Origin of the sequence: Humibacillus xanthopallidus, assembly GCF_006717145.1 — a bacterium.
GTDB lineage: Bacteria > Actinomycetota > Actinomycetes > Actinomycetales > Dermatophilaceae > Humibacillus > Humibacillus xanthopallidus.
On the sequence record NZ_VFQF01000002.1, the window covers coordinates 1,076,916 to 1,092,173 of the forward strand.

At 70.0% G+C, this 15,258-nt stretch carries 15 protein-coding genes; 3 read left to right on the top strand and 12 right to left on the bottom strand.

The annotated features are described in order from the left end of the window. Positions 1 to 3: 3 nt before the first annotated feature. On the bottom strand, positions 4 to 198 hold the full coding sequence (locus tag FHX52_RS15680; protein WP_141823250.1) for a hypothetical protein: 195 nt from the start codon (positions 196 to 198) through the stop codon (positions 4 to 6). A 147-nt stretch (positions 199 to 345) separates the two neighbouring features. On the opposite strand from FHX52_RS15680, the gene FHX52_RS15685 reads away from it, so the two are divergent. Further along, positions 346 to 1,038: a Crp/Fnr family transcriptional regulator gene (locus FHX52_RS15685; RefSeq protein WP_141823251.1), complete on the top strand. Its 693-nt coding sequence runs from the start codon at positions 346 to 348 to the stop codon at positions 1,036 to 1,038. A gap of 27 nt (positions 1,039 to 1,065) precedes the next feature. On the opposite strand, the gene FHX52_RS15690 is transcribed toward FHX52_RS15685, so the two are convergent. Together FHX52_RS15690 and FHX52_RS15695 are read right to left on the bottom strand one after the other, a co-directional pair. Next, on the bottom strand, positions 1,066 to 2,334 hold the full coding sequence (locus FHX52_RS15690) for a YncE family protein (protein WP_141823252.1): 1,269 nt from the start codon (positions 2,332 to 2,334) through the stop codon (positions 1,066 to 1,068). After that, positions 2,331 to 2,831 carry a SigE family RNA polymerase sigma factor gene (locus FHX52_RS15695; RefSeq protein WP_141823253.1) on the bottom strand — a complete coding sequence of 167 codons (501 nt, stop codon included), beginning with the start codon at positions 2,829 to 2,831 and terminating at the stop codon, positions 2,331 to 2,333. Before FHX52_RS15695 ends, FHX52_RS15690 begins: the two co-directional genes overlap by 4 nt. A 158-nt stretch (positions 2,832 to 2,989) precedes the next feature. Between FHX52_RS15695 and FHX52_RS15700 the strand changes: the two genes are divergently transcribed. Further along, positions 2,990 to 3,331: a DUF952 domain-containing protein gene (locus FHX52_RS15700; protein ID WP_141823254.1), complete on the top strand. Its 342-nt coding sequence runs from the start codon at positions 2,990 to 2,992 to the stop codon at positions 3,329 to 3,331. Between the two features lie 183 nt (positions 3,332 to 3,514). Here FHX52_RS15700 and FHX52_RS15710 read toward each other — a convergent pair whose 3' ends face one another. The 7 genes from FHX52_RS15710 to FHX52_RS15740 form a co-directional block, all read right to left on the bottom strand. Beyond that, entirely contained in the window at positions 3,515 to 4,657 is a 1,143-nt protein-coding gene (locus FHX52_RS15710) for an aminoglycoside phosphotransferase family protein (protein ID WP_141823255.1), read from the bottom strand. A gap of 115 nt (positions 4,658 to 4,772) precedes the next feature. After that, complete coding sequence (locus FHX52_RS15715; RefSeq protein WP_185747314.1) at positions 4,773 to 6,461, bottom strand: PH domain-containing protein; 1,689 nt, start codon at positions 6,459 to 6,461, stop codon at positions 4,773 to 4,775. Between the two features lie 223 nt (positions 6,462 to 6,684). Continuing rightward, positions 6,685 to 7,227 carry a GrpB family protein gene (locus tag FHX52_RS15720; RefSeq protein WP_141823257.1) on the bottom strand — a complete coding sequence of 181 codons (543 nt, stop codon included), beginning with the start codon at positions 7,225 to 7,227 and terminating at the stop codon, positions 6,685 to 6,687. A gap of 72 nt (positions 7,228 to 7,299) precedes the next feature. Next, on the bottom strand, positions 7,300 to 7,950 hold the full coding sequence (locus tag FHX52_RS15725) for a response regulator transcription factor (RefSeq protein ID WP_141823258.1): 651 nt from the start codon (positions 7,948 to 7,950) through the stop codon (positions 7,300 to 7,302). Beyond that, positions 7,950 to 9,401, bottom strand: a complete 1,452-nt coding sequence (locus tag FHX52_RS15730; RefSeq protein WP_141823259.1) for a sensor histidine kinase — start codon at positions 9,399 to 9,401, stop codon at positions 7,950 to 7,952. Before FHX52_RS15730 ends, FHX52_RS15725 begins: the two co-directional genes overlap by 1 nt. Then, positions 9,398 to 10,867, bottom strand: a complete 1,470-nt coding sequence (locus tag FHX52_RS15735; RefSeq protein ID WP_141823260.1) for a hypothetical protein — start codon at positions 10,865 to 10,867, stop codon at positions 9,398 to 9,400. Before FHX52_RS15735 ends, FHX52_RS15730 begins: the two co-directional genes overlap by 4 nt. Beyond that, positions 10,864 to 12,414: a sensor histidine kinase gene (locus FHX52_RS15740; RefSeq protein ID WP_141823261.1), complete on the bottom strand. Its 1,551-nt coding sequence runs from the start codon at positions 12,412 to 12,414 to the stop codon at positions 10,864 to 10,866. Before FHX52_RS15740 ends, FHX52_RS15735 begins: the two co-directional genes overlap by 4 nt. Before the next feature lie 266 nt (positions 12,415 to 12,680). Between FHX52_RS15740 and FHX52_RS15745 the strand changes: the two genes are divergently transcribed. After that, positions 12,681 to 13,745, top strand: a complete 1,065-nt coding sequence (locus tag FHX52_RS15745; protein ID WP_185747315.1) for a TolB family protein — start codon at positions 12,681 to 12,683, stop codon at positions 13,743 to 13,745. A 171-nt stretch (positions 13,746 to 13,916) separates the two neighbouring features. Here the strand turns inward: FHX52_RS15745 and arfB are convergent, their stop codons facing one another. After that, the gene (gene arfB / locus FHX52_RS15750) at positions 13,917 to 14,372 is read right to left on the bottom strand and encodes an alternative ribosome rescue aminoacyl-tRNA hydrolase ArfB (protein WP_246070036.1); all 456 of its coding nucleotides are present in this window, start codon (positions 14,370 to 14,372) and stop codon (positions 13,917 to 13,919) included. A gap of 97 nt (positions 14,373 to 14,469) precedes the next feature. Further along, on the bottom strand, positions 14,470 to 15,246 hold the full coding sequence (locus tag FHX52_RS15755) for an SDR family NAD(P)-dependent oxidoreductase (protein ID WP_141823264.1): 777 nt from the start codon (positions 15,244 to 15,246) through the stop codon (positions 14,470 to 14,472). Between the last annotated feature and the right edge of the window lie 12 nt (positions 15,247 to 15,258).

Below are 15,258 nucleotides of genomic sequence, written 5' to 3' on the forward strand. Positions count from 1 at the left end.
GCCTCAGGGGCAGATGCTCGCCGAGTGGATGAGCGCACCGACGAAGGCCTGGTGCCACGTGAGTCGCACGGTGCGTGACCGGGCGGACGCGCCGCCGCAGGCACACTCCCAGCTCCACCCACCGACCGGTGTGTGGCAGACCCGCGGGTGGTGGTGGGCGAGGTCGGTCCGGCTTCGCCGGGATGTCGTCGTCGTCATCGGAGTGCCTCTCTGTGTGGACCTCGCCATCCGGACCTCACCGGATGCCGTCATCACCGAGGATCCCCGGGGCGCGCCCACCGGTCTGTGCCCGCGGCGACACACCGGGGGCACTCGCGACCTCTTCTGCTCCCTGGTCGTGACCGGGTGACGCCCGACCTCGGGCTGCTCTCCGAGCTCCGCCCCGCCGAGCAGCGCGCCGTGGTCTCGCGGATGCATCGGCACACCTACCGGGCTGGCGAGATCATCTGCCACGAGGGCGATCCGGCCGACACGATGCACTTCGTCATCGAGGGCCGCGTCGTCGCGCGTCGCGCTTCGGAGACAGGGGACGTCCACGCGTACAGCCTGATGGGACCCGGTCAGGCGTTCGGCGAGCTCGCCATGATCCGGCGTGGCGGGCGCCGCACCGTCACGATCGAGGCCATCGAGCGAACTGTGACCATGACGCTCGCGTACGGCGAGTTCGAACGGCTCTGCGCCACTCACCCCGAGGTCAACCGTCTGCTGTTGCGCCTGCTCGTCGCCCGCATCGACCGTCTTACCGATGCGCTCATGGAGGCGCTCCACGCGCCCGCTGAGCAGCGGGTGATCCGTCGTCTGGTCAACCTGTGCGGCATGTACTCCACTCCCGCACAGAGAAGTTCACCGATCACGGTGTCGCTCAACCAGACCGGCCTGGCCGAGCTCGCCGGCGTGACACGTCCGACCGCCAACCGCGTGCTCCGGCGCCTGGAGGCCGAGGGTGTCGTCGAGCTCCTCCGGGGCCGCATCACGGTGCGCGACGTGCAGGCACTCCGGCTCGCAGCGGGCACGCCGAGCCCACCCAGCCGCTCGTGAGCGACTGGGTGGGTGACGGCGTCGAGGTCACCTCGGGACGACGTAGCGCGCCTCGGTGAATCCACCGCGCTCAGAGAGGTCGACCGGAGGCTGAGCGTCCGTGCACTCCATCGACAGGCTGCACGCCTGGAGGGAGTTGCTCGTTGCCGGCGACAACGGTTCCGACGTGTTGCGGGAGATGCGGAACGTCGACTCCCCGGCGCCGAGGTGCCACGTCCAGCCCGAGACGACCTGGCCACCGGTGCCGCCGAGGATCACCTGCCCGTCGGTGACGCGCACGACCCCGGCGCTGAACCAGAACCCGCCGTCAACGTAGTGCGAACCGACAAGGTAGGTTCCGTTGGCTGAGAATGCCGTTGGCATGAACAACGTCGGGTTCTCGCCCGCGCCGCAGCGCTCGACCGTCCTCGGGAACGTCGGTTTCGTGAGGTCGACGACAGCCCAGCAGACGTCGTCCATCGCGTCGGTGGCCACGAACCACTGGAGGGCGGCACGGGTGCGGTCCGGCGACACTGCAACGAGGTGCGGCGGCAGCTTCATGGTCTGGCCCGTCGCGACATCCCACTCGAGCGAGCCCTCGGACGTGTCGCCGGTCAGGTAGGCGACGTCGCCGACGATGGCACCGACCTCGCGGGCGTCCTGGCGCTGGCCCACGACCGTCCCGTCGGCCGCGTAGACCACCACCGTGTTGGCCGAGCCGTCCTTGACGAGCACGCGCATGCCGTCGGGCGACACGGCATACGCCCCTGACTGGCCCGCGGCCCGTACGGTGCGGCCGGCCGGGGAGAGGATCTCGATCTCGCTGTCCGGCGTTCCGGTGGACAGGTGCGACTGGAGGACGAACCCGCCGTTCGCGAGAACCGCGAAACTCTCGACGACGGTCCCCTTCTCGAGGCGGAGCACGGTCCCGCCGAAGCGGATCGTGTCGTCGAGGGCGTATGCCGTATCGCGCGTCGCGATCGCACCTGACCGTGGAGCCGGGGCGGTCGAGGCGGTGGTCGAGCGGGTGGGCGCCGGCGTGGTGGGGGTCGGCGTGGTGGGGGTCGGGGTGGTCGGAGCGGTTGTGGTCGGCAGCGCCGGCACGGGGGAGGGGCCTGGGCCCTGCGCAGACCAGAGGGTCGGCACGGCCACGGCCACGGCAGCCGCAGCGACGACGGCGACAGCGACAGCCCTGGTGCGCACCTCCCTCCGGCGCCGGCTGACCGCGCCCGGCACGAGGTCGCCGTGCACGTCGACGGCATCGGCCCGCTGGTGCAGCATGGCGCGGAGCTCGCGCTCGTCCTGGTCGAGGCTCATGAGGTGACCTCCGTCATCGTCGCGCGCAGCGACTTGATCGCCCGGCTCGTGTGGCTCTTGACGGTGCCGACCGTGCAGCCGAGGATCTCGGCCGTCTGCGCCTCGCTGAGGTCCTCGTAGTAGCGCAGCACCACCGCGGCGCGCTGCTGTGGAGACAGGCTCCGCACGTGCGACCACAGGTCCTCGTCATGGGTGGCCTGCGCGACGGCGGCCGGCTCGTGCACGCGGATGAGCTCACTGTCGGTCCGCTCGCGGTGGCGCCACTGCCGCCGCCACCACGTGGTGTGCTCGTTGACCATGACCTTGCGCACGTAGGCATCGGGGGAGTCGACCGTGCTGATGTGCTCCCACCTGCCGTAGACCTTGGCCAAGGCCGACTGGACGAGGTCCTGGGCGGAGTGCGGGTCACCGGTCAGCAGGTAGGCGAAGCGCGCGAACGAGGCCTGGCGCGCTCGCACGTAGGCCGTGAAATCCGCCTCGCGATCTGTGCTTGCCACGTGACTTCCCCTGTCGTGCATGGTCGGACACACCTTCAACGCGTTCACGGGTCGATCTGGTTGTCACCTCCGGCGCCGGGCCGGGTCATCTCCAGTGTCGTGCGCTCGAGTCGGTAGGAGGGGTGATCCGGGCAGACCGCCGTGGAAGGGTGGGGAACGTGATCTACCACCTTGCACAGCAGAGCGGCTGGGAGCAGGCGCAGCGCGACGGCGCCTACACGCAGTCGACGATCGGCCGGTCCCTCGACGACGAGGGCTTCGTGCACGCTTCCTCGGCGCAGCAGTGGCCAGTCGTGCGCTCGCGCTTCTATGCCGCGATCGCCGAGCCACTCGTGCTGCTGCACATCGACGAGTCGCGGCTCAGCTCACCCGTCGTGGTCGAGGTCGGCGACCCGGCGACCGGCGAGGAGTTCCCCCACGTCTACGGGCCGATCGACCTCGCTGCGGTGGTGGCCACCACGCGGCTCGACCCGCCACACGGGCGCACCGGCCCGGTTTGACCCAGCTCCAGGACCTCGGAGCCGAGATGATCGAGGCGAAGAAGACGGCGCCCCGTCGTCCGGAGCAGCCGAGTGCGGTGAAGAAGGTCATCGACGCCGTCGTCTCCTGTCGCCAGACGACTACCCGTCGTTCGGGTCACTCCAGTCCGGTCATTACCCGCGCTGCCTGGCTCCAGCCCGGGGTCACGTGCCGAGCCGGTGCCGGAGGTCGTCGGCGCGTTCGAGCATCGCGACGCAGCGCGCCAGCCCGGGATGCTCGAGGGCTGGCAGGCATGCCGTGAGGACGTCCTCGTCCGGCGCGCCCCGTGGCAGCTCGTCCAGGGAGAGTCCCAGCAGGTAGAGGACCCACGAGGCATGCCTCAGCGCCACGTTCGCGGCATACGCGAACTCGACTGCCTCACGCCTGATCCCGACGCCGTCCTCGTGCAGGGCGGCGAGGTAGGCCTCGAGCACGATCGCCTCCACGCGCGGCAGGTCAGGCTCGGCGACCTCGACCAGCAGCTGGGCGAGGTCGCTGCCGAGTGGACCGGTGCCGACCATCTGCCAGTCGATGGCCCACACCTCCCAACCACCATCGGCGGACCGCCGCACGACGAGGTTGTTCACGTGGGCGTCGTTGTGGCACAGCGTTTGCGGCAACGACTCCAGAACCTCGATGAAGGGGGTCGGATCGTCCAACGCAGCGACGAGCGGAGCCGGGTCGACGCCCAACGCGATCTCGAAGCGTCTGCGGCGAGCGGGCCGCTCCCACAGCACGTCGTGCACGGCCCGGAGCTGCGGCAGACACCCGTTGCGGAACCGCCCGACCAGGTTGCCGGTCAGCCACGCTCGCGCAGGCAGTGGCGGGCCCTCGACGTAGTGCGCCTGGAAGCGGCCGAGCGCGGCCGCAGCGACAGCGAACTCCTCGTCGTCGTAGCCCGACACGTGCGACACCTCGCCGATGTCCTCGAACAGGATCACGACACCCTCGGGGTCTGCGTCGACAACGCCCACGCACCGGGGAGCGCGGAGGCCCCGGCCGTGCGCCAGCAGGCCGCTGGCGGCGACGTCTGCCTCGCGCCTCCAGTAGATGACGGAGTGCGGGGTCTGGATGTCGTGCGGGGCGGGGCGGACGACCTTGGCCACCAGCGACCACGCTCGGTCGGTCCCGTTCGTCGTGGCGGTGCCACGAAGTCGGGTCGCGGCGCCGGATGTCGGGTTGTTGGCCGCCCCGATAGCAAGCTCGGTGGTGGCCCAGTCGCCGACCTCGGCCGAGTCGTCGTCCAGGAGCCGCCGGACAGCAGCCGTCACGTCGTGATGTTGCTGACCGAGGTCGACCCAGGACATGCACACCTCCCCGCGCCCACTGTCCCACCCGCTTGCGCGGCGCGCAGCCCTTGGCCGCACAGTCGTTGAGCAGTCGAGCTCTCGCTCTGTCGTGGCCCGCGGTCACGACAGAGGGTCAGTCAGGGGCGGCGTATCGCTTCCCCATGTCGAGGAGCGCATTGTGCAGCTGGTCCATCTTGCCACCGGGATTGTTACGCCCTGTCGGGGCATCCGCCCGTATCCGTTGGCCCGCGGAGGTGATGAAGACGAAGTAGTGGAACCCGAGGTCGACGTCGGCTTGGACCTTCTCGAGCCTGACCTCCGCCAGGTCGGGCCACGCGATCCTGTGCCTGCGAATCAGGTTGCTAACCGTCAGCCCTGACGCGTCGGCGGTGATGCTCCACCGCAGGCAGGCCACACCCACCGATGCCATCACGAGCACCGCGCCGGCCAACGCAAGAGCGCCGGCGAGTCCAAGTTCGTCGCGTGCGGCAATGCCCACTACAGCGCCGAGCGAAGCGAGAACCAGAGCGCCAGCGCACCAGAACAGCCGCGCACGCGGTCTCTCCACCAACCTCTCGGAGGGGTCGGCACGACCGGGCAAGTCCGGACCGGTGTTGGCGTCTCTCATCGTGCCCACTTCCGTCGACCCGCTGACTCCGCGCCCCGCAGTCAACGCGGGGCCTCGTCCGGCTTCGTACCGGGCATCGGGCGCCGAGCCCGCCGCTCTGGCAAGGTTGCGGCGGGCCAGAAGCCGAGCGATGTGCCGTCCGGACAGCACGGCAAGCGCGCCGCCGACGACGATCACGACGATCGTGAACACGCTGTCCGCCGGGGTCCCCTTCCGTTCCGGGGTGTCGAGCCCGACCCAGACGTTGAGGAGGTAGCCCCCATAGATGACCGCGGTCCCCACCATCAGGCTGCCAAGGCCGACCGCGACGGCACCGATGGCGCCAACGCGTTCGGCATCTGGCTTCAGCAGCTGCCCGAAGTCGGGACCTTCCTCGACCCACAGACAGAAGTCGGCACCCTCGACCCAGTCATCCAGGTCCGCCGCCGGGTGCTGAAGGTAAGCGGCAGCCATGGCATCCTCGGCAGAGTCATATTCGTGATCCACGACCCGGCATCGGTTCACGGGGCTTCCACTGACGGCCAGGATGTCGGGAACCTCGTCGAAGAGGTGTGGCACGGCACCGGGCAGGTCGCTGGCCACAAGGGACAGCTGTCGGAGCCGGAATCCACCGCTGGACGTGCGCATGGCGACGGCCAGCTCGAGTTCGGCAGCTCCCAACGGCTGTGGTTCGACGCTCACGACCTGCACCACCGGCCAGACCCGGTCCGTGCCCGGATCAGGTTCTGCGATGAGGTCGGGCGCGGGCCTTTCGACCGCGGGGTCCTCGCCCTTGCCAATGCCGAACGCGGTCAGGAGGGCCACCCCCCAGATCAGCAACCCCACAGGATCCGCGGTCATGAGGTCCCATACCGTGTTGGCAGCCTCACTGACCGAGAGGGGCTCGGGCGCGAACCCTTCGCCGTCGTAGAGCCACAGGATGAGGTAGCTCGACAGCAGAAGGCTGAACAGGGTCAGCACGACGCTCAGGGCCCGGACCCAGCCCCCGGGGAGCGTGGCGTGCCCGGCCGCCACCGCGTATCCCACGCCCATTCCCAGGACAACGGCGACCAGACCCAGCTCGTATCCGGTGAGGATGACGACGGCCGCGTAGACGCCCGCACCGGCAACAGCGGCAGTCAGGCCGAACGCCCCAGCACGCAGCAACGACCCGGCTGCTCGCGGGCCACCGTCCTGACCGGCATCGTTCTGCAAGACTCCCGAATCACCTGACATGTCCAGAACCCCTCTCCATCTCGTTCCCGGTCCAAGGTTCCGGCCCGGGCCCGGCCCTGTCTGTGCCGGTGCTGTCACAAGTGCCTACGACTCACCGGTCAGAAGATCGCCATGGCGTGCTGACTGAAGGGCGCCAGCGACGCGTGGCCACGGGATGACTCGTCCTGACAGACCTCCCCGGACGCGCCGATGTGCGGTGGCGCTAGAGGGGATGGTCCAGCTCGGTCAGGCCGCGTGCCGCTCGGGCCCGGTTGACGATCTGGCGGACGTACTCAGACTTGGCGTCGGTGTAGTCGCCGCTCCAGATGCCACGGGCCACCAGCCCACGCTTGAGCTCTTCGTAACGGCGGCGGTCCTCGTCGTGTTCACGCAGCCAAGCCGCAAAGAGGCGCAGATGCGACTCGGGCCACTGCTCGGCGGTGAACAGGTGGCCGATCGCGCGCCGCCGTCCGGACGACGGAAGGAAGGCGGCCCAGTGGTCGCCGACGAGGACGGGTGCTGACCAGCCGGCTTCGGCCAGGACCTCGCGAGCGCCGTCAATCGTCCCGGTGGCCGGCAGGCGCATCGCGAGGTCGATGACCGGCTTGGCGGCCAGCCCGGGCACCGAGGTCGACCCGACGTGCTCGATGTCCCAGTCCGGCCCGAGCAGTGTTCTCAGCGCCCTCTCCAGCTGGGCGTACCGGTGCGGCCAGTCAGGGTCGTACTCGACAAGCCGCTCCGCGGGGTACTTGTCAGCCCAGGCCATGCGCGGAGCGTAGGCGCCGTCACCGACATGCCCCCGAACAACAGCTGCAGGTCTCTGGACGACACCAGTCGGTCAGCGAGCTGCCCGAAGGTAGGCGAGCACCGCCTTGACGCGCTTGTTGGAAGTGTCGTCCTGGTGCAGGTCGAGCTTGACGAAGATCTGGCCGACGTGGACCTCCACGGTTCGTGGCGCGATGTGCAGTCGGGCGGCGATGGCCTCGTTCGTGTACCCGGCAGCGAGCTCGTGGAGCACCTCACGCTCTCGAACGGATAACGCGGCCAGCGGGTCGGCGCGGCGCTCACGGTCCACCAGTCGCCTGATGACGGCTTCGTCGACCACGCACTCGCCTGCCACCACTCGGGCTAGAGCATCCGTGAGGACTCCGGGGTCGAGGATCCGGTCCTTGAGCAGGTAGCCCACGCCGTCCTGGGCGTCCTCGAGCAGCTGCATGACGAAACCCGACTCAAGGTGCTGAGACACGATGAGCACGGCGGTGTCCGGGTGGTCACGCCTGATCCGGGCGGCGGCAACGAGCCCCTCGTCAGAATGTGTGGGGGGCATCCGGATGTCGGTGACCGCAGCGTCGGGCGCCTCCGTCGCGACCAGCGCGAGGAGGTGTCGCGCGTCTTCGGCGACCGCGACGACCTCGATGCCCGATGCAGTCAGCACCCGGACCAGTCCCTCCCTGGTGAGGTACTGGTCCTCGGCCACGACGATGCGCATCATCTCTCCCCGGTCGGAAGCCAGGCCCGCGTGCTGACGCCGTCACATCCAAGCCCGCCGCCGATCGTCACAAAACGGTCGATCTCTACCGGGGTCGGCTCAACTCCGCCTGTGATCGTGGTGACCACCCGGCCGTCGACCACGACGACCTCAACCCTCAGAGGGGCGTCGGCAGTGTCGGCCTGGCGGGCGACCAGGCCTGCGATCGCCACCACTGCCCCCGGCTGCAGGTCTTCCTCGGGGAGCGAGACGACGTCGACCGGAACCCGCGCTCGGTCGGCGATCGCCTCGAGGGCGATGGACAGCCCGGCGCCGTCCAGCCCTGCCGGGCGCAGCCCGTGCCCCAGCTCACGGAGCGACTCCAGGACGAGCGGGATGCGACCCGCGGCATCCTCCAGGGCCTGACGACGTGGCAGGTCGGTGGTGCTGGACAGCTCCTCGCGCAGAGCGAGCCCCAGCGACAGGACCTCCTGCTGAGCACCGTCATGCAGGTCGCGTTCCAAGAGGCGGCGTTCTTCGTCGCCGCCTTTCACCACTCGGGCCCGAGACTCCTGGAGCAGCCGGGCGTTCAGTCGTGAGACGGCGAGCAGCCGTGCGTTGTCGAGGGCCAGCCGAGCCGCGCCGGTCATCGCCCTGGCTACTGCCACTCTCGAGGTCGTCGGACGGTGGCAGACCCTGGCAATGGTCGACTCCCCGACTGTGATCAGGTCCACCTGCTGTCCGTGCCTCACCTCGGGTGCCGGGGCTCCGTCCTCGTCGACGACCGACCCGTCCGGTAGCGCAAAGGCGACCGACACGTCTGGGTCGTACAGCTGCTCACGCATTGAGGCGGTGGGATCGTGGGACTGCTCCAGTGCCATCGCCACATCGGCGAGCCTGCCGCGGGCCTGGACGACGGCGAGGACCTCGGCGGTGCCCCTGACGAGGCCGATGCACGCCGCCGTGACCAGGGCTCCGGTCACGGACGCCACATCGAGGATCACCGTTACTGCCAGCGCGGCCCCGGCCCCTCCGAGCACGCTGCGTCGGCGGATCGCCTGAGCCGCGGTCATGACGGCGGCGAACCCGATGAGCGCATTGGCCACGATCGGCGCGAAGGGGATCCGGCCGAGGGCGAGCGGGTTCGTGCTGCACCTGACGAGGCAGGTCGGATCGCGGAACGGGTCGGTAGCCACGGCGACGAGCACAACTGCGGCGGCTACCGCGCTGGCGACGAGCCATATCGACCAGGCTCTTCCGCGCTCCGGCTGCAGGACCGCCAGCAGAGGAGCGCCCGCAGCCACGACCACGAGCACGTCGCCCAGGCCGGCCGGCTCCGTGAGTGCGAACCCCATGGCAGCCGCGAGGGCCAGGCACCTCGTGCTCAGGCCGGGGCGCCGGAGCACGGCCGCAGCCAGCGACGCTGCCAGGAGGCAGGCGATGAGGGCGGGTCCGAGCTCGGTCATCGTCACGGCGCATCGGCGATGCGGGTGAGTCCCGCCGACCAGAGCACGTCGTAGACGGCCGCTTCTTCAGGCTTGGCTGCGTGGTCCCCGCGCAACTCCAGAGAGTCGCCGTCGCGGCGGAAGAGCAGGCGCCAGTCACCGTCGCAGCCCGGCGAGGTCTCCCGCATCTCGAGCTTGTCCTTCGCCACGACGGAGCGTCCCGAGCAGCCGCGACCGCTCGGCTCGATGACCTTGTAGTGGCCGTCGGTGAAGGTGATGGTCCACACGCCGGTGTTGTTCGCGACGTCGCTGGGCGCCCAGCCGGCCCCCGCCAGAACGGATTCGCGAACCGTCGTCCGCCAGACCCCGTTGAGGACGGACTGGTCTCCCGTCGGCTCCAGGGGTGCGGGGTCAGTCGCGACCATGGTGGCCGAGCAGGGGGCTGGAGGAGCCTCAACCGGTTCGGCCGCGGCCAGAGTTCGGAACCGGGCGATGGTCTGCGCGGTCTCCGGGTCCGACTCGAGCATGCGGTAGACCGGGGACGCCGCTCTGGTTGACGCGGCGAGCTGCTCAGCGCTCTCGAGGACTACACCACCGGACATCTGGGCGCAGTAGGCAGCTGCCTGCTCAGCGAGCGGCGCTCGCTTGAGGGGGGCTTGGGCCCGGGCGCCGGTCCTGACCGCGGAAGCCAGCGCCTCTCGCTGCTGCCCGCTCAGGCCGTCGTAGACCTTGGCGTTGACCACCACGACGTCGACCCGCACGGTCTGCAGGGCGTTCACGGTGAGCACGGCCCCTTCGGCGGGGTTGCTGGGACCACCCATGGCGAAGAAACCGCCCGTGACCTCCTTGGTGGCGACGGCTGAGGCCAGGTCGGAGCCGTTTCGGAAGTCCGCCTTGGCGCCCATCGCCTCGATCAGGGCGACGAGAACCGCACTTGGTTTGGTGGCGACGGTGCGGCCCGCCCAGGTGTCCGGGCTGAGCAGGGGCTTGTCCCAGGCTGCGGGATAGCGGAAGTCGTCGAAGGAGACTCCGACGGGAACGAGCCCGAGGGCGCGCGCCGGTTGGAGGGCTCGACCGACGACCGGGTCGTTCAGCGCGGATTCCACGGCCGCCCGGCTGGCCAGTAAACCCGGCGCCTGGAAGGCACGCAGAGCGGGTACCCCGGCGTCGGCCAGGGTGGGGGCGGACACCACGGCGACGTCGACGTCCCCGGACCGAACCGCGCCGAGGGCATCCGCGGAGGTGTCGGGGAGCCCGCTGTCCGGTTCCGGCCCCAGACGAAGCTCCAGCGATCCCTTCGACGCACTTGGCAATGCCCGGGACACGTCGATGAGCAGGTCGCCGGACGGTCGCCCTGGGATGCCGTAGCTGACGGCGTCGAGGCTGGCCTTGTCGACAGCCTCGCCCGCCCGGCTTGGTGTCGCTGCGGTGGCGCAGGCGGACAGGGACACCAGCAGGGCCAGGGTTGGGATGATGCGCTGGGTCCTGGTCATGACGATCCTCCGTGTCGAGGTCCCTCACGGTAGGAGGCCGACGCGCCCGCAGTATCGTGGTCAACCACTAGCACCAGGTCTGGAATCCGGGCCTCGACGATGGTTCCGCCGAGTCCGGACTCGACCCGGAGCATCCCACCCAGGGAATGCACCCGATCACGCAGGCCGGTCAGGCCGCCCCCTGCTTGGTCGGCGCCACCCGGTCCGTCATCGGTGATCCTGACGAGTACGCCACCCGGGGCCGCCGAGACGGTCAGTTCGATGTGGGCTCCAGGGGCGTGCTTGCGTGAATTCGCGAGCGCCTCGGCGCAGCAGAACCACGCAGTGCGTCGCACTGCCGGGTCCACGGGTTCGACGCACTCGCCGACGACGACACCTCGGGACGCGGGACCTGCCATCCGCTGAAGCGCTGCGGACAGCATCTCGCCGTGGCGGAACGGGTCGACGTTCTCCACCAAGCGCTCGAGGCGCGAGCCGGCGTCGGCAGCCTGGTCCGCGACCCCCGTGAGGCCACCGGCCACGCGCAGCCTTCGCTCGAGGTCGGCCAGCGGTTCGAGGATGCCGTGGCGCAGCTCCCCGAGCACAGCGGCCCGCTCGCTCTCTGCGGCGTCCAGCACCCGGGCGCGCGAGGCTGAGAGCTCCTCGACCTGGCGGAGAAGGTCGTGGCGGAGCCGGGCGTTCGTCGCAGCCAGGCCGACCGTGCGGACGACCCGCGGTTCAAGGCTCACGCGTGCCCCGAGGAGCCTGCCCACCTCATGCCCACCGGCATCGCGCACTGCCGTCCCGCTTCGGGACGGCGCGGGGATAGGACGTCCGAACGGGTCGATCCACCCTGCGCCCCCGTCGGTCAGCACCAGAGTGACCGGCGTGCCCAGCTCCGTCGAGAGCGTTCTGTCGAGGTCTGCGATGGGGTCGCTCTGCGCGGCGACAGTCGTCATCGCGAAGGTCAGCAGACCGGAGGACACGGTGAACGCCACCGCGTGCAGACCCGCTCCCCATGGCGTCGCCGGCGAGCCGCTGAGGAGCAGGGCGGCTGGCGGCAGCGCGAGGCCGACGCCAAAGCTCACGCATGCCCCTGCCGTCGCAGCCTCGGTCGGTCGCACTCTGGGCGCGGCCAGCCCGACCGCGACGAGTGCCAACCCGGTGGCCAGCAGGAGAGCTCGGTAGCCACCGATGAACGCGGATGCGGCGCACCCGTAGCCCAGGACGACGACGGTGGCCCTCAGGAACCCACGCGGCATCGCACGGATCATCAGGGCCTGGGTCAGGATCCCGACGTGGACGAGTGCGAGCCGGCCGAACGCATCGTCGAACCACCCGAGTCCACTGGCCGCCAGGTCCGGCAGCAACCAGGTGGCCCCGGCCGCGAACACCAGGCCCGGCGCCGAGCCGGGCACCCTCATCCGGATCGACCACAGGCCGCAGGCCATGACGACGAGCCCGGCCACGAGCGTGACGACGTCAGGAGTGCGCAGAAATCTCAGGGCCGGGATGGCGACCGAGGCAGCAACGATGGCCAGACCCGAGGTCGCTGCGACGAGGAGCATGGGACGGTGCTCAGGAGGAGCCGAGATCGCAGCCGCCATACGTGGGTCACCTCGCGACATGGACCGGAGCCGGCGCTGACCAGACCGGGCTCTCAACGTCGACGGTAGTGGAAGCGCGGGGTCTGCGACCATGCCCTTCCCCTGGTGGGCGGGACCCAGACAGGCCACCTGAGAGCGGTGGGAGGAGCTAGGGGTTTCCCGCCATGTGCGGTCGACCCGACATCCATAGCGTCGCTCCAACCGCACTATCGACAGGAGGAATGACGATGGCCTTGAACAACACCCCGCGACTGTGGGTCGCAGCCCTGGCAGCCGCAGCCTTGGCCTGCTCCGCGCTCACGCTGGGCGCTGGACACGCGGCGGCGACGTCCGCAGGCACCAGCGGGCGGATCAGCTTCATGGAACACGATGGAAGCGGCTTCTGGCAGGTCTGGACGGCGAATCCCGATCTGACCGCGAGGCGCCAGCTGACCGACGGAGGCCACGACAACGGCTGGCCGTCGTGGTCGCCGACGTCGACTCGGCTCGCCTTCGACTCGGCGCGCATCGCACCAGAAGCCAACGGTGACCGCAAGGAGATCTTCACCATGGCGGCCAACGGCAGCAACGTCGCTCAGGTGACGCACATCGGGGGTTACAGCGGTCAACCGTCGTGGTCACCGGCGGGGAACCTGATCGCGTTCACCTCAGATGGTGCGAGCTACCCAGACGCCCAGGGGATCTACGTCGTCCACCCCGACGGGAGCGGTCTTCGACGGGTCGTGGCACTCCCAGCGCACGGCGCGTGGCTCGATGCTCCCCGCTTCTCCGCCAGCGGTCGGCAGATCGCCTACGCCTACTACGAGGGTGGCAGGTCCACCCCCGGCGGCTGGCGTGGTGAGACCGTCTCGTTGTGGGTGGTGGATGTCGACGGAAGCAATGCGCATCAGGTCGTGGCCCCGGGCCGGCGTTCGGGTGACCTGGACTGGTCGCCTGACGGCACCAACCTCGTCTTCGAACTCATCGGCAACCACCCCGGCACCCTGTCGAACATCATGCGCGTCGATGCCACCGGGGGCGCCCCGACAGCTCTGACCGATGACCCCGGTATCGGGGGGATCGGCGAGTTCAAGGGCCAGGGCGCGGCGGACTCGTTCTTCTACGGTGAGAGCTTCGACCCGGCCTACGCACCGGACGGCACCCGCATCATGTTCACCCACAGTGACGGGGACGGCTCGTCGTTCCACATCGGGTTGCAGGTGATGAACGCCGACGGCAGCAACCGGCACTGGGTCTCCGGGCAGGATGAGTCGCTGCACCAGGTCGACTGGGGCACCGCACCCCTCGAATGACCCGAACGAGCTCGACCCGGGGCGTGGAGACGGTCGCCGCGACTCGAGTCAGCCACTTCCGGGAGCGGACCGCCGGTGAGTGGCGCCACGAGAGCCCTCGCGGTGGGCCTGGCGCAGGCCATCTGGTCACCGGAGATCCACCGGCGTGATGGACCAGGTCACCGTCACGGCTCACTCGCCAGTGACCCGACCTCGCCCGGACTTGAGGTCGGAGCGGCGCTTCTTGTTCTCGAGCCGGCGCCGCTGCGAACCCTTGGTGGGCTTGGTCGCTCGACGCGCCGCAGGCGGAGGCGCCAGCGCGGTGCGCAACAGCTCCGACAGGCGAGCGCGCGCAGCCGACCGGTTGCGCAGCTGGGAGCGGTGCTCCGACGCGACGACCGAGATCCGTCCGGCCACAAGCCGGTCCGCCAAAGCGCGCGAGAGTCGCTCGCGCTGCACGTCGTCGAGCGAGGCTGAGGTGGCGGGCTCGAAGAGCAGCTCGACGCGGCTGTCGGTCGTGTTGACGCCCTGGCCGCCCGGGCCCGACGACCTGCTGAAGCGTTCGATCAGCTCGGAGGCGGGGATGACGAGGCCGCGCCGCAGGCCGGGGCCGGGCGCGATCACGAGGTCGTCCCCGGGTTCGTTCACCTCATCAGTGTCGCCCCACCTGCGGGTCGATGTATCTCCGAGGTGCATGGCCCTCGGAGATACATCCAACCGGGGTGGGGGGCCCGGCCCGATGCGCTCAGCGCGGCGGCATCCGCAGGGCGCCGTCGAGCCGGATGACCTCGCCGTTGAGCATCGGGTTGTCGATGATGTGGCGCACGAGGCTGGCGTACTCCTCGGGACGACCCAGCCGGGAGGGGTGCGGCACCTGCTTCTCGAGGACCTCCTTCACCTCACCAGGAAGGCCGGCGAGCATCGGCGTCTCGAAGGTGCCAGGTGCGATCGTCATGACGCGAATCGCCTTGTCTGCGAGGTCCCGAGCCGCCGACAGAGTGAGCCCGACGATGCCACCCTTGCTCGCGGCATACGCAGCCTGGCCGATCTGGCCGTCGAAGGCCGCGATGCTCGCGGTGTTGACGATGACGCCGCGGTCTCCGTCGACCGGCTCGTTGGCGAGCATTGCTGCGGCCGTGAGGCGCAGGACGTTGAACGACCCGACGAGGTTGATGTCGATGACCGTCTTGAAGGTCTCGAGCGAGAGCGGACCTCCGCGGCCGATGACGCGGCCCGGCGTGGCGACGCCGGCGCAGTTGACGGCGACACGCAGCTCACCGAGGGAGGCGGCGCGGTCCACTGCCGCCTGCACCTGGGCCTCGTTGCGAACGTCGGCGGCGACGAAAACCGCACTGCCAGAACGCTGCCCGTTGAGCTCCTCGACGAGCGCCGGAGCGGTCGACCCCTCGAGGTCGACGATGACGACCGTGGCGCCGTCGGCGACGAGACGGCGAGCCGTGGCGCCCCCGAGACCGGAGCCACCTCCGGTGACGAGGGCGACGGTGGACGGGCTCAGCTGCATAGCAGGACCTTT

Coding starts and splice junctions, on each gene's coding strand:
- FHX52_RS15680 (WP_141823250.1), bottom strand. CDS start 198: ATGACGACGACGACATCCCGGCGAAGCCGGACCGACCTCGCCCACCAC.
- FHX52_RS15690 (WP_141823252.1), bottom strand. CDS start 2,334: ATGAGCCTCGACCAGGACGAGCGCGAGCTCCGCGCCATGCTGCACCAG.
- FHX52_RS15710 (WP_141823255.1), bottom strand. CDS start 4,657: ATGTCCTGGGTCGACCTCGGTCAGCAACATCACGACGTGACGGCTGCT.
- FHX52_RS15720 (WP_141823257.1), bottom strand. CDS start 7,227: ATGGCCTGGGCTGACAAGTACCCCGCGGAGCGGCTTGTCGAGTACGAC.
- FHX52_RS15725 (WP_141823258.1), bottom strand. CDS start 7,950: ATGCGCATCGTCGTGGCCGAGGACCAGTACCTCACCAGGGAGGGACTG.
- FHX52_RS15735 (WP_141823260.1), bottom strand. CDS start 10,867: ATGACCAGGACCCAGCGCATCATCCCAACCCTGGCCCTGCTGGTGTCC.
- FHX52_RS15740 (WP_141823261.1), bottom strand. CDS start 12,414: ATGCTCCTCGTCGCAGCGACCTCGGGTCTGGCCATCGTTGCTGCCTCG.
- FHX52_RS15745 (WP_185747315.1), top strand. CDS start 12,681: ATGGCCTTGAACAACACCCCGCGACTGTGGGTCGCAGCCCTGGCAGCC.
- FHX52_RS15755 (WP_141823264.1), bottom strand. CDS start 15,246: ATGCAGCTGAGCCCGTCCACCGTCGCCCTCGTCACCGGAGGTGGCTCC.